Here is a 16,889-nt window from a genome sequence, read left to right on the forward strand (position 1 = left end):
ACAAAGCCTTCATTTCTGGCGGGTTCGCCGAACGAAAGATTACGGCAGGAGTGGACATTTGCGCGTGTGCTCGAGCACACTCGTCGAATGGCTAGGGGGGCGCCGTGGGCAAGTTTGCTTCGCGGCCAGCGGCAGAATCGACGGATCTGGAAAAACTGGGCTTGCTCGAAAGTGGCGATGCCGCAGTCCCAAGGTGGTTAGCCTCTCGAGAATTGACGTTAAGCTGAGTTTCTCAGGTTTCAGGTCAGCCCGTCTTACGTGGCATTGATTTCCTACGTTGTTGCCGTTGTCTCCAGCAGCGCAATCAACCCGCGCTCGGCTCGCGATAGATAGCGCGTCGCCCGCCCGCCGCGGCCCGGTATGAAATTTCCGTCTTTCGCCATCGCGATCAGTCGCGGGTGGATATACGCCTTGCGCGCCATCGCTGGCGTGTTGCCGAGCGCCTCGGCTACCGTGACCAGCATGTCCTTGAAGGTCGCGCCCGCTTGCGCTGCCGTGGGAATGCTGCTGAGCACTTGATACGCGATCAGCGATGCTCCCCATGTTCGAAAATCCTTGGCGGTAAAGTTAGACCCCATGACCTCCTTGAGATACGCATTAACGTCCTCAGAATTTACTGCGCGAGGCTCGCCAGCCTCATCGCAATAACAAAACAGCGCCTGCCCTGGCAGCTCCTGGCAGCGCCGCACCACCCGTGCCAACACCCGGTCATTGATGAGATACACTGCTTTCTGGCCCGACTTGGCGCGAAATTGCAGCTTGAGTTTTTGCCCGGAAACTTGCGCATGGCGCTTGCGAAGGGTGGTCGCGCCGAAACTGCCATTGTCGCGCGCATATTGACTGCCACCGATCCGCAGCCGCGCGATGTCCAGCAGGTGGACGATGGCGGCGACGATGGTGGTCTTGTCATATACCCGGCGACTCAGATCATGGTCGATCCGGCGCCGTAGCGCTGGCAACGCCCGGCCGAACGGTGCGCAGCGATCGAACTTGTCATGCTCTCGCTCGGATCGGAAATGCGCGTGGTAGCAATATTGCCGTCGCCCGCGCCGGTCATATCCGATTGCCTGGATATGGCCGGCCGCATCGGCGCAGAACCAGCAGTGCTCGTAGGCGGGCGGGAGGCCCAGGGCATCGAGGCGGCGGATCGTTTCGCCGTCGCCGATCCGCTTGCCCTGCCAATAATAACCCCAACCCTTGGCAAGGCGCTTGCGCGATATTCCAGGCGCCGAAATGTCCGAAAAGGATAAGCCTTCGGCAGAGAGCGAACTGGGCGTAATTGTCGTCCTCGCTCAATCGATTGCGACGGTTGTGACGTTCTCGGCACAGTCCCGGTTGGGATCGTCCCAACTCGCGCTCAGTGCCGCCGTCATGCGTGGATGAGCACCTTTATGGCCTTGGTCTTCCCGGCGTTCATAAAAGTTTCGTAAGCCTCGATGATAGCTGCCGCCCCCTACGTCGCCGACTTTCCCGGAACAGATGATAGCTCGGGACACCTCAGGTATCCTTGTCAGCAGTGGGGCGATAGATCGGAGCAAGGCGCAGGAAATCGGATATTCTACGGCTACGTTCCCGCTCAGCGAGAGACCTGCCGTTCAAGGTCGCGCAGCGATGTCGCGGGCCGCGTCGAAGGCGGTTCACGCTGCCTTTGCCAGGCTTGCGCCCACGCTGCAGCGGCGCACGCCCATTTCGGCGAAAGCACGGATGGTGTCGTCATACCGGTGGACCACCACGTTTACCGGCTTGGGAGCGATGGCCTCGAGCAGCTCTGCGACCGCGCCATGATCCAAGATCAAAGGCACGAACAAGATATCCGCGCCTGCGTTCGAATACGCGACGGCACGCGCAATGCTGTCGCCGACATTCATGTCTAGCGTGCGGAAGTTCTTATGTCGGCCTACCAGCATAGCACTCGGATCGACCGCGTCGATCGCGGCGCGCGATGCTGCGATCCGCTCAACCGCCAGCGCTACGTCATAAAGGATTCTCCCCGACCAATTTTCGATCGACACGCCGCAGATTCCGGTCGGCAAATCGAGTGGAGCGGTGATCCAATCATTGCGTGACCGATCATCGCGCCGTGATCAAAAGCCGGCCAAACCCTGGGGGCTGTTATAGGCAATCGGATTGCGCGAGACTTCGGCCAAACTGCCATCCTTGCCCACGCGATAGCCAACCATCGTCGAGGCGTTGCCGAAGATCTGGTACAGAAAAGCGTCGTCGGGGCTCAGCCAACTGTCGCTGGGGCCGCTGCTGACCACGCCATTGACCGCGCGGAAGGTGCCGTCGCCGGGGATCGGATCGTTTGCGGGATCCTTGAGAATGCGCAGCGTATCGCCGTCGAGCGCGAAGCTGGTTACGCTGCCATATCCGAAATTGGTCGCATAAACGCGCTTTCCGTCGGCGGTGATCGCCAGCCAGCAAAGCTCCGAGGGCTTGCCAGCCGCAGTATTGATCTGGACCGGCGCTGTGCTCGTGACGCGTCCCTTCGCGTCGATATGGCTGATCGCGACCCCATCGGACACGGCATATCCGTTGAGGAAGGTGCCCGGACGGCCTTTGAGGAAGCCGATGAAGAAGGGCCCGGCGCCCCCCGCATCGTTGAAGATCGGCTGACGCAAGGTGCCCCGCGAATCGATCGGGAAGACGACCAGCCCGTCCTTGTCGGGCGCGTTCGCGACGACCAGCTTTGCCGATCCATCGGCATTGGCCGCCGGCCGGAAATCGAACAAAATGTCGACGAGCAGGAACTTCTGGTCGGGTGACAGAACCAACTGGGTGGGGATCCGGTCGGTCTTGGTGGCGGTGTTGACGCTGTAGCCGGTGGTGCGCAGCGTCAGCTTGCCGGCACTTTCCGAAAACGCGCGAATGTGGTTTGGCCCGAAGGCATGGAGCACGAAAAGCGTATGGTTCGCCGGGCTATAGGCCAGCGACTTGGCCGTGCCACTCTTGCCGGTCACCGCTTCGCCGGTGCTTTTGTGATCGAGGAGAGTCAGGCGGCCGCCCGCCGCAACGCGAAAGCTCGAAACGCTATTGTCGCCGCCATTGGTGGCAAACAGCAGCGTGTTGCCCGAGGTCAGGATCACGCTGCCGGCACCTTCGAAGGCATTGGGCGCGCTCGCTTGTCCGCTGACCGGCTTAAACACGCCCGACCCGGCACCACCCGTGGCGACGCGCTCGACCTCGGCCAGCGTGCCGTCGGCGCGGCGTGCGAAATGCACGATCGCGTTGGCGACGGTGTTGGACTGCATGTAGAGGTGGCCGACCACTTTGGTCGGCGCCGACGTCGGTCGTTCGACCGGAGCAGCGGTCGGCGCGGGAACGGTTGCGTCGCGGGCGTGTGCCGCTCCGCCAGTCAAAAGCACCAATGCGGTGAGGCCGAGGTCGAAACGCATGATCGGTGTCTCCTGTCGTTTTCGCCCCCCGGCGCTCGATGGAAAGCCGACGGCCAGCCAAGGCTGACCGCCGGGTCTGCGTTACTTCTTCAGCACGGGATAGCCCTCGACATAGGTCCAGTCGTTGCCCTTGGCGGGGACGTGGCATGTCAGACAGTCGGTCTTGTAATCGGTCGAGGTCGTCTTGTTGGGCTTGTCGGCGTCGAACCACGCCCAGCCCCAGCCGTCGCCCCACAGCTTGTTGCCGGGGTGGCTGTTCTTGCTGTCCTTGACCATCACGAACCAGCCCATCAGCGTGTCGGCGCGGCTCACGGTTCCGGTCGTCATCGTCCCGGTCTTGGCCCCGAATACCTCTTTCACCAGCGTCGTGCCGTCTGGGAAGTGCCCGGTAGCGCGGTGGGCTGTCGCCGCACCGGGCGAGGCATAGACGATGTGCAGCTGTTGCGATCCTGGTCCGGTATCGGCTGCGACGGCCCAAGTGCCGAGATATTGATACGTGTCTCGATAATTGTGGGGCACGCGCAGGTCGCCAGCAGGATTGGCGGCGGTGTCGGCAACCGTCGTGGGCGCAGTAGACGTGCAGCCGGCCAACAAGAGCCCGAATGCGACGCCAGGCGCGGTGAGCGACCGGATCAACGGGCGACGGCGTCGCCTAGTGGCGACTGGCGAAACGATCGATTCAATTGTCATAGCAGCAGGCCCTTGTTGGCAGTTCCGCCTCGGCACCGGTCGAGCGGTACCCGATCGCGGGGTCTCCGAACGCCCCAGCACCGATCCGGAGCGGACAACATCCGCCCCGGATCGGGCCTCAGGTCACGCCGCGGGGAGCGGGGGCGGCGTTCAGTGATCGAGACGTGGATAGAATTGCGTCCAGACCATATCCTTTTTGGCATTGGCCGTATGACAATCGGCGCAATCGGCGGCGGCCTTCAGCTTGGCGGTCGCTGCCTTGGGCTCTCCATGGTTGAAGTTGAAATAGCCCCAGCCATGCGTTTCGGGAAAGCGCTTGCTGTCCTTGACCGAAACATCGGCGCCGTTCAGCTTGCCGGGAAAATATCCGCGACCCGATGGCTCGTCGCGCGACCCGTCAGGATGCTGTTGTGGCAGGGTCAATTGCAGTTCCTTGAACAGGATCGTCCCTTCCGGGAAAACGCCGGTTTTCTGGTAAATATCGTAGGAGACCGGCTCGACATAGACGTTATGAAATTCAGGGAAATTTGCCTTGCCGCCGTTGAGCGCGTTCGGCGTCAGCGGCGAGCCGACATACACCCATTTTTCGAAATTCTTGGGCAGCACCAGCTCTCCGGATGCCGTGAATTCGGGCAGGTAGCGCGCGAGAGCGGTGACAGGCGCTGCGGCGGCGACGTCGGATTTCGCGGTTTGCTTGGACGTGTCCGTCTGCGCGCAGCCGACAAGTGCGAGTCCCAAAATTGTCAGGGACACAAAATGAATCTTGCGCATGCAGTCTCTCCGATCACTGACGGTCAATAGCGTTTGAAGTGACCTCGACGTTTTCGCGCGCGCGCGCAATATCGTAGAGCGGTTTGGAGGGATTTGCGTAATCTTTGGAACGACAGGCTGAAGATCCGTGATGATTATTCATGCCTCTTGCAGCGAAACTCGACGGGTGTCTGACCGAATCGCTGGACAAAAGCGCGGGTAAAATCTGCAGGATTGTTGTAGCCAATACCCCTGGCAATTTCGGGAATGCTTTTACACGTCGTAAAAAGTTGCGCGTTAGCCTTTTGCAGGCGCCATTCAATGACATAACTGATCGGCCCAACCCCGATCATCTCCTGAAAAAGGACCGCGAAGCGGGTTCGGGACATGCCGATCTCGGCGGCAAGCATAGCGACCGTCCAATGCTTGCCAGGTTCGCGATGGATCAAGGCGATGGCGCGGCCAATGCGTTCATCGGAAAAGCCATCGATGATCGCGCGCAGCTGCGGTGCCTCCGTGCCAGCCGATCGGATGGCCTCGATGAACAGCACTTCGGACAGTCGCGTCACCACTGCGATCGATCCGGGATGACCGCTGAATACGTTGCTAACCAACATACTCAACACTTGGTTGAACCAGGGTCGACGCTGGCGCGCCGCGTCGGTAACATGAATATACGTCGGCAACGCCCGCAACAGCGGATGATCCGCGCCAGCCCCGAAGGTGAGGTGCCCGCACACCAGCCGCGTGGCTGCCAGCGGATCGCCAGTGCCGACCGACAACAGTGCCTCGCCGTCATAACCCACCGCTTCCATCACCGCTTCCAGCGGCGGCGCGTCCTCAGTCGGGCAGTCGGCAAGGACGTGTTGCGCGCCATTGGGGATCAGGACAAAGTCGCCTGTTTCCAGTGTCAGGGGCTGCGCGCCTTCGACTCGGCACCAGCATTGGCCGTGCGCGACATAATGGAATCGCGCCGCACGCGCCAAAGGCGGGATGGTCGTCGCCCACGGTCCCGAAAAATCGGTGCGGTAATAGAAGATGCCGCGAAGCTGTATCGTTTCGAAGATGTCATTGAGCACGTCCACGGCGGGACTCCTCGCAGAAGAGAGCCTATCCGGCGTCGCCCGGCCGTTCCTCCCAGGTTTTGAGCGCAGCGGGTGCTTCGTCCCGGACGGTTCTTTTGGCGCTTATGCGCCGAGACGCGGCCTCCGTCGAGAAAACAAATCTAGGTTGATAACTCAGCGCCCATTTGGCTCTGGACAAATCATGTATTTAATATACATATATATCACCGTCCTGGAGAAACCGAACAATGCGCCTGTCGCGCTATACCGATTACGCACTGCGCGTTCTGTTATACCTGGGCGCGCGCCCTGGCTCGTTGAGCTCGGTCGCCACGATTGCGGCGACCTATGGCATTTCGCAAAACCATTTGACCAAGGTTGTGCACGATCTCGGCAAGGCCGGTTACGTCACGAGCGTGCGGGGACGATCAGGTGGAATCCAGCTCGGGCGCGATCCGGCCACGATCAATATCGGGGCGATCATCCGCCACGGCGAAACCGATCTGCAACTATTCCCCTGCCCCGATTGTCTGATCCTGCCCGCCTGTTCGCTCGCCAGTGTCGTCGACGAGGCGCTGGCCGCGTTTCTCGCCGTGCTCGATCGCTATACCCTGGCCGATTTGCTCGATCAGCGCATCGATGGGCTGCGTCGGTTGTTCGACCTGCCCCCGGCATCATTGCCGGCGGCCACCCCAAAGGACCATGAATGAAAACGCTGCGCCCCGCCCCCGAACTCGATGTCGAGACCTGGCTTAACACCCCGCACCCGCTCACCCTTGCCGGTCTGCGTGGCAAGGTGGTGCTGATCGAAGCATTCCAGATGCTGTGCCCCGGCTGTGTCGACCATGGCCTGCCCCAGGCGACGCGGGTGCAAGCGACGTTCCCCCGCGCCGACATCGCCGTCATCGGCCTGCATACCGTGTTCGAACATCATGAGGCACAAGGCTCGCGCGCGGCGATCGCCGCCTTCATCCATGAATATCGCATCGCCTTCCCGGTCGGAATCGACCGGCAAAGTGAACTTGGCGGACCGCCACTGACGATGACGGCCTATGCCATGCAGGGCACACCGACGCTGATCCTGATCGATCGGCTCGGTCGCATGCGCGCGCAGCATTTCGGTCATCTCGACGATTTGCGGCTTGGTGCCGAAATCGCCACGCTGATCGCCGAATCACCCGTCGCCACCGCGCCCGCCGTCACCGCTCCCGCCACCGGCGCGGTCGATCCGACCGGCACCGACTGCACCGCCGATGGCTGCCGCCTTCCTGACACCCTTACTGCTCCGCTTGCCACAAGGACTTCCACCAATGCTTGATTCCGCCACACGTGACATCGTGCGGGCCTCGGCCCCTGCGATCCGCCTCCACAGCCTCGCCGTCGTCGAGCGCATGTACGAATTGCTGTTTCGCGACCGCTCAATCGAAATGATCTTCGATCCATCGCACATGCGCGACCACAGCCAGCCGCGCGCCTTGGCGGAGGCAGTCACAGCCTATGCCGAGAATATCGATAACATCGCCGCGCTGTTGCCGGCGGTCGAGCGGATCGCGCACAAGCACGTCGCCCGCGCGGTCACGGCGGAGCATTATGGCGCGGTCGGTGCCTGCATCATCGAAGCGATGGGGGATGTCCTGGGCGACGCCGCGACGCCCGAATTGCTCACCGCCTGGGCACTCGCGTTCGGCGATCTTGCCGATGTGTTCATCGCCCGCGAAACCGATCTTGCCGACACGGCGGCGGCGCATCCTGGCGGCTGGCGCGGCCTGCGCGACTTTCGCGTCGCCAGCATCACCGAGGAAAGCGCGATCATCCGCTCGCTTGAACTCGTGCCCGTCGATGGCGGAACGGTGCTGCCCCACATCCCCGGCCAATATCTGACGCTGGCGCTGGCGCTGCCGGATCGTCCGCTGCTGCGCCATTACAGCCTGTCGGGCGCGCCCTCGACCGCCGGCTATCGCATCTCGGTCAAGCGCGAGCCGCAGGGCACCGGCTCGGGCATGCTTCATGCCCTGGTACCCGGTGCGGTGCTGCGCTGCGCCGTCCCCGCCGGTCACTTCACGCTCGACAGTTCTGCCGCCTGCCCGGTGCTGCTGCTGAGCGGCGGTGTTGGCCAGACGCCGATGATCAGCATGCTGCATGCGCTGGCCGAGCGCGAGCGCGCCCCGGTGTGGTTCCTCCACGCCGCAATTGATGGCGCGGCGCACGCCTTTGCGGACGAGGTCAGGGCGGTCGCAGCACGCGCGCTATGGGTGCGCAGCCGGACCTTCTACGAGCGCCCTGCTCCCAACGATCGGCTCGGCGATGATTTCGACCGTACCGGCCGGATCGATCGCGACACCCTGCTTGAAGCGTGCGGCGATGGCGATGTCGACGTCTATCTGTGCGGCCCCACCGCCTTTATGCGCGCGATGTTGGCGGCGCTGGCAGAGATCGGCGTCGCCGACGACCGCGTGCATTTCGAGTTCTTCGGCCCGCAATCGAGCCTCGAGTCGAGCGAGGCCCCGACCGTGCCTCCGTCCGCCGTCAAACTCGCTGCCTGACTGGCGGATTGACGTCCTCCTTGGTTTTTTCGCCGGTTCAAGGCGCGCGCAGATCCGACTGCCCCAACCCGCTCAAGGATATCATTATGAGCACGCGATCTTCCGCCGCCACGCATCCCATCCTTGAAGCCGGCCCCGCGATCGAGCGTTTCGGCATCGGCTCGTCGCTCAAAGCGATCACGGCGCGAAGCTAGAGCGCGGCAAAGCACCTCGCCCGGCTGCCGAGAGGAAATCCGTCGCGCACGCATGGCAATCGCAGCCTGACATTTCAGAGGCAATAAGAGTAGAGTCAGGAGGTGGCGCGGCATCGTGCGGTTCGCCTGTGGGGCTTACCAGACGACCCGTTTCCACCCCCTGCTCATCGAACCGGACATGCGGATCTCCCTGCACCCGGCTCTCGGACAAAGCATCACGCCTTCGTCCACGGCGCGCCCCGACCAAGCTGGGTAAGACGGACGAGCCCGTATTGCTCGTAGAGATGCTGGGGTAGATAGGCTCCCGCCCTCTTGTCGGCTTTCCCGTGCTTGTGCCGACGCCACCGACGCAGCCGCACCACTGTGTAGCTGTCGATCGCGCGGTACGCCTGGCTCGTGGTCCCAACCGAGAAGTAGTTGTCCCATCCGCGCAGCGCCCGGTTGATCCTGGCCACCAGCACTGTGGCATCCTGCGATGTAGACCTTCGCTCGGTAAGCGCGTGGATGGTGTCCACGGCCCGTTTGATGCTCTTCTTTGACGGCCGATAGCCCATGCGGGCTCGCCCCGTCTTCGCCGAGTACATGCTACCAAGGCTTCGCCGCATCGTGTTGGAGCAGCTTTCAGCGCTGACGATCAATCCTGCTTTCCGACGCGAGCCGCCACTTGGACCGCAGCGGCGGCGCTGGTTTATCCTCGAAACCGCGACAAGCGTGTGGTCGATTGGTGTCGTGGGCGCCGCACTCGCGGGGCTGATCCCACTTCGCGTCCTTCTCGTCTACGCTGCAATTCTGTCCGGAATTGCGATGCTGAACCAGATCCGCACGTTGGTCGCGCATTTGTGGGAGAGTGACGGCACACCACTTAGCATCACGGAGCAGTATCTCGACAGCATGAATGTGCCCCCGCCGGGCTGGTTGCCAGAGCTCTGGGCCCCGGTCGGTCTGCGCTATCACGCCTTGCATCATCTGTTGCCGGGCATTCCGTACCATCGGCTCGGCGAAGCCGATCGTCGGCTGACGGCGATGCTCCCGGCGGGCTCGGACTTTCCTCCTGGCGACCACCGCGGACTGGTGCAGAATTTGCGGCGGCTTGCCATCGCCACCCGCAGATCAGCAAAAGGATGCTCGATGTCAGGACTGAACCAGCAGCAGCAATTCGCCGGTCGCCACGACTTCGAAGATCTGGCGATCGATCACGCGCACCTCTTCCCCCGTGTCCAGGGACCAATGCCGGGCACCCGGATAGGTGCGCGGGCCAGCCGACGTCTGCTGGTGCAGTTCGTGGCGCAATTCGAGAACGATCAGGCGCGTGCCATCGTCCCCTATGCACCAATGCCGAGCCAGCACGGCTTCGGTTGGCTGCGATGAAGCTTGGGTCATGAAGTCTCCTGAACGCCACGAACGCACATGTCGATCGCAGCATCTCTATCGCGCGGGCTCGACCCTCGAAGTGACCGACGCGGTGACAAGCGTCTGGGGCGCCGAGCGCGTCGGTATCCGCCTGTCACCGTCGCTGACGATCAACGGCATGAGCGACAGCAACCCCGCGCCCGTGTTCGGCTATCTGGCCGAGCAGCTCGGCAAGCGCGGCCTTGCCTATCTCCACTGCGTCGAGCCCAGCAGCCCGCGCGGCGACCCGTTCGACCGCATCGTCGACCCGCGTATCGTGCGCAAGGCGTTTGGCGGCAACTACATTGCCAATGGCAGCTATACTGGCGAGCGCGCCCGGGCTGCGCTGGCATCGGGCGAGATCGACGCCGCCTCATTCGGCCGCCTGTTTATCGCCAACGCCGATCTGCCGAGGCGGCTGACGGAGGACCTGCCAATGAACCCGCTCAACGCCGATCGCATCTACTGCGGCGGTGCCGATGACTATACCGATCATCCGTTTGCTGATTGAAGACCGCCGGGACCCCGGTTAACTCGGAAGATGCATCCGACCACCCCGCGCGTCGCAACCGTCATCTTGGCAGCTTTGGCCATCCTGGCCTTTGCCGGCAATTCGCTGCTCGCGCGCGCCGCGCTAGCTGACGGCCAGATTGGGCCAGGCAGTTTCACCGCGATCCGGCTTGCCGCCGGCGCGGCCGTTCTGCTGCCATGGCTCCTGCGCGGCGCGCGCGAGCGACCGAATTGGCGCGGCGCGCTGGCGCTGTTCCTTTATTGCGGGGCGTTTTCCTTCGCCTCTGTCGAGCTGAACGCGGCGACAGGCGCGATGGTGCTGTTTGCGGCGGTGCAGATCACCATTCTTACCGCCTCGTTCCTGTCGGACGACCGCATCCGTGCCATTGATATTGCCGGCGTCGTGCTGGCGATGGCGGGTGTCGGCATCCTGCTGGGCGCTCGTGCTGCACCTGGCCCCATCCTGGCAATGCTGAGCATGATCGTCGCGGGCATAGCGTGGGGCCTCTATTCGGTGATGGGTCGATCAACCGCCGATCCCGCCCGCCGGACGGCCGGCAATTTTCTGCTGGCCGCGCTGTTTTCGGCACCGCTGCCGCTGCTCGATGCAGGACATGCCATCACGGCGGGTGGCACGATGCTGGCCATCGCATCGGGAGCGATCACCTCGGGCCTGGGCTACGTGGTGTGGTACAAGGTGGTGCCGCGACTGCCGCATGCCACGGTCGGCGCGACCCAGCTCGCGACACCGGTGGTGGCCGCCATCGCGGCGGCGGTGCTGCTTAGCGAGCCGCTGACATGGCGTCTGGCGCTGGCCGCACTGCTGATCATCGGCGGCATCGCCGCGACGCTGAGGCGCGCCTGGGCGTGAACCACCGCGCCATGCGACGGCGGCGCGAATAGGAAACCGCTCGCTCCCGCCAGAATGAACAGCGGCCCGGCGAGCAAGATCAGCACGACCGCCTGGCGCCACGCCATGCCCGCCATTGTGGCGGGCGAATGCCGCTCTAGCTAGGGCAGCATAATCAAACCGGCGGTCGCATAGCGCACGAAGGTCAGGTCGGCGGACAAAACCCCGTCGCCGACATTGGCGCGCACGAAGGCGAGATCGACGCTTCAGATGGCTAGCCGCCGCTACGGTCCAGCTGAACGAACGTCTGCTTGCTTCGATCGGCGCTCCAAAGCGGACAGGCCCTTTTCCACCCGACTTGCCCTGAAAGCAGTCGCGTCGCTCACCGTCATGGCGGCCTGACAGGCGGCCATGTTCGAACGGCGGGCGCGACATCGCGATGCATGCCCGCCAGCTCTAGCCTTGAGGATCGAGAACGAGCTCGGATGGATTTGAGTGTTGCTGACCCCCGCCCTGAATTGTATCAGAGTAGAATTTGAGCCCAAATGGTATCGAATGCTGGTCAAAGAATTGCGGGAGGCTCGACGGCTGGCGGGATGGTCGCAACGCACCTTAGCCGGACGAGTCGATCTCGATGCCCAGGCCATCAAGCGGCTGGAGAAGGGCGTCGGCTCGGTCGGGACCCTCATCATGGTGATGGGGGCGTTGGACTTTCGGCTTACCGGCCTGGCCCCAGGTAGAACTCTGGCCGAACAATTGCGCGCCACCCGGCGCAAACGGTCGATGTCGCTCGATGAGATGACGGAAAAGACAAAGCTATCGAGGACGACCATCGCCAGTCTGGAGCGAGGCGGCGGGTCGGTCAAAAGCCTGCTGCGCTTGATGGCGGTGCTCGCGCCCCGTGCCCGGCGCCGCGCGCAAGAGCGGAGCTATTGGGGACAGGGCGACAAGGACGATCGCGATAGCCGATTCACGCCGCCCGACTTCATGGCTGCGATCTATACGGCATTTGGTGAAATCGATCTCGACCCCTGCGGCCACGTGCTCAGCCCGGTCATCGCGCGCCGCCGAATTTTGTTGAGCGAGGGCGGCGACGGGCTGACTGACGCCTGGTCGGGCAGGCTCGTGTTCGTCAACCCACCCTTCAGCGAGCTTCTCAAATGGCTCCAGCGCGCCCATGGCCAGTGGCGAGCAGGAACGGTCGAGACCGTTGTTTGCCTGGGGCCAGTCAGAACCGATTCGCGCTGGTTTCACGACACGCTCAGCGCCGACGCTGACATCTACTTACTACGAGGGCGCGTGCGATTTTTGGACCCACGAGGACAGGGCCAGCACACGCCATTTTCGTTGATGATTGTGACCCTCGGGGCAACCGCCGAGCAAAAAAAGCGATATGCAGAACTGGTCCCGGGGTTTTGGTTGGCGCGAAGTGCCGCGGGGGATGGCATTGGTTGACGGGGCGGGGCTTTGGCCCTGCCGATGATCTTCCTTCCTCACTGGCTCGCGTTTGACCATGATTATCCGGTTGCCTTGCGCGAAACCCAATATTGAGACGGCGCTCGCCATCAATTCAGAATGCTAAATTGGCATTTATGGATCAATCTCATTCCGAATGACCTGAACACGGCTACCGCGCCTGATGGGACGGACAGGTTCGAAAGTCGGCGGAGCCAAAACATCCGTGAGCGCCCTAGCATCGCTGGGGGGCATGCCGACGACGTCCAATTCCTTGCTCAGCGCGCGAAGCCTTTCGGCAAACAGGCTCATCACCTGTGACGATGCCCCGTCATCTCGTGCCAGAAGCCAAGCGCGCACGACCGCGCTGGCATGTCGGAGTGGAACGATATTTTCGGACCCTGCAGCCTGCGCCTTGCGGGATTCAAAATAAAGAGCGGCATCGGATTGGCGACGAAATACAAATGCTCGTTCCTCCGCTGTACCGTTCAGCACTCTCACCGAGGTGGAGATCATGTCGGACAGCGGGATTTGCGCGATAGAGGTTTCGACCTTGAGCGCGCCTGCTTGCACCTTGCCCAGAATAGCCCGCATCTGCTCGGCCTGAATGCGCTGCTCCACCTCCAGCGTGCTTTGGACTGACGGATGCAGCAGTCCGGCATAATTGTAATGCGACCGCGTCAAAACCTCTGCGTCGTAGATGCCAGTCAGGCCTTTGTGCCGAGTAAGCGGTATCCCATGTTCGATGACTAACGCTGTCGTCTGTTCGGCCCATTCCAACGGTGTGCGCAACCCGCCCGACGCCTCGCGGGTCACTTGCCCGAACTGAAGACGATCGTGCTCAACGCCGACCCTACCCAAGAGATCGGGTGGTGTGCTGTAGCGCATGGCGTCTGCGATCTCTGCCGACAGTGCCGCGTCTCGACGCTGGGCTGCCTCAACGCGTGCGCGGAACGCCGGCTCGCGCGAGAGCACTAGGATTTCGGCGGCGTAACGCTGATCCAGCGCTTGGCCTGCCGGGCCAATCTTTCTCGGCACGTTCGCCGGGTCGAGCCCGCTTTCGATCCGTCGTAGCAGGCGAGCGGCATAGGGCGTAAGCGCATCGCGGCCACCAGTTCGCTGAACTAATGCGGTCTCGATCGAACGATCGATCTCTGCACGATCGCGGGTCGCGCGCCTATCGACTTCCTTGCGATGACGTTGTTCGATCTCGGTCCACCGAGGTTTCGGCGATGGCCGTTTATCGGGTTCAATTGTCGGCCTTGGTGACCGCGATTTGTCCTCTTTGCGAGGCGCCGCCGGTGTCGACGCAGGTGCGTGCGTCGGCGCCGAGAATTCCGATCCTCCTTCCTCGTCATGATATCCAGGAATGTCATTGAGGAACGGTATCTCATCGAGCGAGGATAGCCCGTCCAGGGAGGGCAGATCGGCCAGTTCACGTCCTTTCCGGTCGAGGCGTGCACCAATTGTCGCGATATCAACCGCCCGAGTGCTCGCTCGTGACAGCTCCAATTCCTGCGACCATCGCTGCATGACGGGTGCATCCCGCCATTTACGCATCGCCCCCTGGAACCATGCGGTGTGCGTCTCGCAATCATCGTCAAACAATGCAGCCCCGCCGTGCCGACGCGCGAAAGCTTGCACCTGTGCAAGTTCACGTTGCTGCACTCGGTGTATCCCCGCAAGTCGTCTTTGCGCTGCGGACAAGTCGATGCCCGCGATCATTTGGTCAGGATCGTCGCGCACCGCGACGTGAAGCATTCCTTCCACGTCGCTGACAAGGAGCGGCGCTTTCGCAATGATATCGATAGCTCGATGGACGTCGTTTTTTGATCGGTCAGTGTTCAGACGGGATACGTCTTCCGTCCTGTTCGGCGAAACCGCCTGCAACGATTGTCCCAAGCGCGGATCGATCGGTGAGGCTAGAGAAGCAGCTATTTGGGCGGCAACTTCGACATCAAGGCGGTCCGCTTTGGCAAGGCGCTCGGCGATCGCTGCACGTTCTGCGGCCAGATCGATATCGAGTTGGCGCAAATAGCTTTCGGCATCGCGCCCGCGCGACAACCAGCCGTCGATAACGCGAGGTGACGATGCAGCGCCCGCATATTCGCCAGCGAAGCGCGCGGTGCGTTCGGCGCGGCTTCGGGACATGTCGATCAAAATCTGGATCTGCGCAGCCTCGTAACGCAATTCGGCAGCAGCGATCTTGGCAGCCCGCGCGCGCGCCTGCCTTTCATCCTGTTTGGGATGCTCCTGCTCGATTGCGACGAGCGTGGCGGCGTGATCGCCTTGTGCAATGGTGAATGCCCTACGCCAGCCTTCCGTGTCGTTATACAGGCCAAGTTCCGTACTAAACCCAGCACGCTCAAGCACGGTTCGACGTCCTCCCATCTTCTGCTGGGCGGTCGCGTCTATCCCCATCTCAGCCAGCGTTCCGGGGTGATATCGGACAGTGACTCCAATCCGTTCGAGCTCGGCATTGGTGAGACGCGCAAGCTCATCGCGCATGACCTCCAGCCACTGCTTGCGAGTGATCGCATCGACCTTGTGATCTTCGAACTCCATGGCTCCGTCTTCCGTGAACCGCGCCCGCCGCGTGCCGATCAACCAGTGGAAATGATCGTTGAGCGGATCGTTCAAGCCATCGGGCCTATGGTCGCAGATCGTCATCGGGACAAACCATCCGGCCTCGGTCGCGCTTGTGGGATTGCGCTGGCGCTGAACAAGATCGATCATCCCGTTCCGAATCCGGCCGCGCGCCTCTATTCCTAGTGCGGCATGATATTCCCCTTCCCCAGCCAGATGCGTTTGCACGGCTCGCCCTTGCGACACGCGCGCCGGCCGCTCGGCTTTGTTGGCATCCTCTGGCCAATCAGGTCGGGTCTTAATCCAGGCGAAAACATCGAACGCCCGTTCATCGATCCATCGGACGCCATCGCGTGCCTTGCGTTGCGACAATGGCTTCTCCGCCGCAACGCGGTCCCGCTGCTTCGCGATCAATCTGCGAAGACCGGTCGGGCAGTCCGCTTGCGCTGCCACGTCGTCGAACAGGACCGGTGCGCGATCGTAGAAGAAGTTCAGGCCTGGCGGATTGCCGTCCGGATTGACGCGCCCATGGCGTTCGAACGCTTCGATCGTTGCCCATTGCTCGCCACGCATCGCGGGATCGTCGGCCAAATTGGTCCAACGATCTGGCGCTGCGCCGTCCGGACCACCGTGGCTCGCCATATAGGCTTCCCTGTCAGCGCCATCGATGCCCGCCACAATTTCGACCGCGCGTCCAGCTTCCAAGTCGGTGGGAACAATCTGCCCCTTACCGCTCGCATACGCATCGAACTCCTTTGCCGTCCTGTCCTCTACCTTGTTTTTGGCGAAGTGGAACGGGATATAGCCCTCGGCAGATTGCAGGCGCGAAGCCGGTGGCGATCCGGGTATCGAGAACGACGGACGAGACGCATATGCCGGTTGGCGATCGGTGTGGCGCGCCGTCCTATCAAGCAGTCGGCGAACATGATGGCGAAGGATGCCCAACGCATCCTCGCATTCAAGCGCCTCGAGATCTGCCGGCAAATCGCCGATTACCCTTCGGCAGAACCGCTTTTGAAATTCGGCAAGCGACGGCACTGGCGTCTTCCCTACCCATTGTGCTGACCCTTGGCAGCACGAAGCCCGCGGCAGGCGCCCACGCACCTGTGCGTGAAATCCTGTCGACCCTTAAAGGATACTATAGCAAGCTAACACGATCAAACGTGTTAGCGTATTGCGCAAAAAACACTTCTTCTGGCTGATTGGCATGCGATGTCGTTTTACTTTGGCCTTGCATACCCACTTCTGCCACTCGCAAGGCCGATGCGATTGCGCCTTGCATCGCGCGATGTCACCCGAAAGTTTGATGCAAGGTGCGTTCAGCTTCACCTTGCATAGGGATTGCAACGCTTAAGCCTGCGCACACTTCGGTCCAGCAGGCCTCACTGCAAGGAAGATCGGCCACAACCTCGCCGGGGACATTTCCACATGCGCAAGTATTTATTTGCTAGGCACCCGGCGAT

At 62.2% G+C, this 16,889-nt stretch carries 16 protein-coding genes; 8 read left to right on the forward strand and 8 right to left on the reverse strand.

Annotated elements, in window-relative coordinates:
- Positions 1-272: 272 nt before the first annotated feature.
- The gene (locus tag K2W81_RS11550; RefSeq protein ID WP_294104508.1) at positions 273-1,148 is read right to left on the reverse strand and encodes a DNA topoisomerase IB; all 876 of its coding nucleotides are present in this window, start codon (positions 1,146-1,148) and stop codon (positions 273-275) included.
- Between K2W81_RS11550 and K2W81_RS11555 the strand changes: the two genes are divergently transcribed.
- Entirely contained in the window at positions 1,074-1,250 is a 177-nt protein-coding gene (locus K2W81_RS11555; protein ID WP_294104431.1) for a hypothetical protein, read from the forward strand. The two genes, K2W81_RS11550 and K2W81_RS11555, sit on opposite strands and share 75 nt — an antisense overlap.
- A gap of 387 nt (positions 1,251-1,637) precedes the next feature.
- Here K2W81_RS11555 and K2W81_RS11560 read toward each other — a convergent pair whose 3' ends face one another.
- The 5 genes from K2W81_RS11560 to K2W81_RS11580 form a co-directional block, all read right to left on the reverse strand.
- Positions 1,638-2,033, reverse strand: a complete 396-nt coding sequence (locus K2W81_RS11560; protein WP_294104434.1) for an isocitrate lyase/phosphoenolpyruvate mutase family protein — start codon at positions 2,031-2,033, stop codon at positions 1,638-1,640.
- Positions 2,034-2,084: 51 nt separating this feature from the next.
- Positions 2,085-3,395 carry a hypothetical protein gene (locus K2W81_RS11565; RefSeq protein WP_294104436.1) on the reverse strand — a complete coding sequence of 437 codons (1,311 nt, stop codon included), beginning with the start codon at positions 3,393-3,395 and terminating at the stop codon, positions 2,085-2,087.
- An 81-nt stretch (positions 3,396-3,476) separates the two neighbouring features.
- A complete protein-coding gene (locus K2W81_RS11570; protein WP_294104438.1) occupies positions 3,477-3,986 on the reverse strand; it encodes a cytochrome P460 family protein in 510 nt (169 codons plus the stop codon).
- A 249-nt stretch (positions 3,987-4,235) separates the two neighbouring features.
- A complete protein-coding gene (locus tag K2W81_RS11575; RefSeq protein ID WP_294104439.1) occupies positions 4,236-4,925 on the reverse strand; it encodes a cytochrome P460 family protein in 690 nt (229 codons plus the stop codon).
- 65 nt (positions 4,926-4,990) lie between these two features.
- Complete coding sequence (locus K2W81_RS11580) at positions 4,991-5,920, reverse strand: AraC family transcriptional regulator (RefSeq protein WP_294104440.1); 930 nt, start codon at positions 5,918-5,920, stop codon at positions 4,991-4,993.
- Positions 5,921-6,147: 227 nt separating this feature from the next.
- Here K2W81_RS11580 and K2W81_RS11585 point away from each other — a divergent pair, with 227 nt between their 5' ends.
- Genes K2W81_RS11585 through hmpA form a run of 3 tightly spaced genes read left to right on the forward strand, consistent with a single transcriptional unit; the run spans position 6,148 to position 8,442 of the window.
- Positions 6,148-6,609: an Rrf2 family transcriptional regulator gene (locus K2W81_RS11585; protein WP_294104441.1), complete on the forward strand. Its 462-nt coding sequence runs from the start codon at positions 6,148-6,150 to the stop codon at positions 6,607-6,609.
- Positions 6,606-7,217, forward strand: a complete 612-nt coding sequence (locus K2W81_RS11590; RefSeq protein WP_294104443.1) for a redoxin domain-containing protein — start codon at positions 6,606-6,608, stop codon at positions 7,215-7,217. The genes K2W81_RS11585 and K2W81_RS11590 overlap by 4 nt, the downstream gene beginning before the upstream one ends.
- The gene (gene hmpA / locus K2W81_RS11595) at positions 7,210-8,442 is read left to right on the forward strand and encodes an NO-inducible flavohemoprotein (RefSeq protein ID WP_294104445.1); all 1,233 of its coding nucleotides are present in this window, start codon (positions 7,210-7,212) and stop codon (positions 8,440-8,442) included. The genes K2W81_RS11590 and hmpA overlap by 8 nt, the downstream gene beginning before the upstream one ends.
- A 409-nt stretch (positions 8,443-8,851) precedes the next feature.
- Here the strand turns inward: hmpA and K2W81_RS11600 are convergent, their stop codons facing one another.
- Positions 8,852-9,190, reverse strand: a complete 339-nt coding sequence (locus K2W81_RS11600) for a group II intron maturase-specific domain-containing protein (protein ID WP_294104447.1) — start codon at positions 9,188-9,190, stop codon at positions 8,852-8,854.
- Here K2W81_RS11600 and K2W81_RS11605 point away from each other — a divergent pair.
- The 4 genes from K2W81_RS11605 (at position 9,189) to K2W81_RS11620 (ending at position 12,840) form a co-directional block, all read left to right on the forward strand.
- Entirely contained in the window at positions 9,189-10,004 is an 816-nt protein-coding gene (locus K2W81_RS11605) for a fatty acid desaturase (RefSeq protein ID WP_294104449.1), read from the forward strand. The two genes, K2W81_RS11600 and K2W81_RS11605, sit on opposite strands and share 2 nt — an antisense overlap.
- A 10-nt stretch (positions 10,005-10,014) precedes the next feature.
- The gene (locus K2W81_RS11610; protein ID WP_294104451.1) at positions 10,015-10,536 is read left to right on the forward strand and encodes a hypothetical protein; all 522 of its coding nucleotides are present in this window, start codon (positions 10,015-10,017) and stop codon (positions 10,534-10,536) included.
- Between the two features lie 30 nt (positions 10,537-10,566).
- On the forward strand, positions 10,567-11,406 hold the full coding sequence (locus tag K2W81_RS11615) for an EamA family transporter (protein WP_294104453.1): 840 nt from the start codon (positions 10,567-10,569) through the stop codon (positions 11,404-11,406).
- Between the two features lie 534 nt (positions 11,407-11,940).
- The gene (locus K2W81_RS11620; RefSeq protein ID WP_294104455.1) at positions 11,941-12,840 is read left to right on the forward strand and encodes a DNA N-6-adenine-methyltransferase; all 900 of its coding nucleotides are present in this window, start codon (positions 11,941-11,943) and stop codon (positions 12,838-12,840) included.
- Positions 12,841-12,975: 135 nt separating this feature from the next.
- On the opposite strand, the gene K2W81_RS11625 is transcribed toward K2W81_RS11620, so the two are convergent.
- Positions 12,976-16,464 (reverse strand): hypothetical protein, encoded by a 3,489-nt coding sequence (locus tag K2W81_RS11625; protein WP_294104457.1) that lies wholly within the window; start codon positions 16,462-16,464, stop codon positions 12,976-12,978.
- Positions 16,465-16,889 lie beyond the last annotated feature (425 nt).

This window comes from Sphingomonas sp., assembly GCF_019749955.1.
In the GTDB taxonomy this organism is placed as follows: Bacteria; Pseudomonadota; Alphaproteobacteria; order Sphingomonadales; family Sphingomonadaceae; genus Sphingomonas.

Coding starts and splice junctions, on each gene's coding strand:
- K2W81_RS11590 (WP_294104443.1), top strand. CDS start 6,606: ATGAAAACGCTGCGCCCCGCCCCCGAACTCGATGTCGAGACCTGGCTT.
- K2W81_RS11615 (WP_294104453.1), top strand. CDS start 10,567: ATGCATCCGACCACCCCGCGCGTCGCAACCGTCATCTTGGCAGCTTTG.
- K2W81_RS11585 (WP_294104441.1), top strand. CDS start 6,148: ATGCGCCTGTCGCGCTATACCGATTACGCACTGCGCGTTCTGTTATAC.
- K2W81_RS11620 (WP_294104455.1), top strand. CDS start 11,941: ATGCTGGTCAAAGAATTGCGGGAGGCTCGACGGCTGGCGGGATGGTCG.
- K2W81_RS11555 (WP_294104431.1), top strand. CDS start 1,074: ATGGCCGGCCGCATCGGCGCAGAACCAGCAGTGCTCGTAGGCGGGCGG.
- K2W81_RS11600 (WP_294104447.1), bottom strand. CDS start 9,190: ATGGGCTATCGGCCGTCAAAGAAGAGCATCAAACGGGCCGTGGACACC.
- K2W81_RS11605 (WP_294104449.1), top strand. CDS start 9,189: ATGCGGGCTCGCCCCGTCTTCGCCGAGTACATGCTACCAAGGCTTCGC.
- hmpA (WP_294104445.1), top strand. CDS start 7,210: ATGCTTGATTCCGCCACACGTGACATCGTGCGGGCCTCGGCCCCTGCG.
- K2W81_RS11565 (WP_294104436.1), bottom strand. CDS start 3,395: ATGCGTTTCGACCTCGGCCTCACCGCATTGGTGCTTTTGACTGGCGGA.
- K2W81_RS11610 (WP_294104451.1), top strand. CDS start 10,015: ATGAAGTCTCCTGAACGCCACGAACGCACATGTCGATCGCAGCATCTC.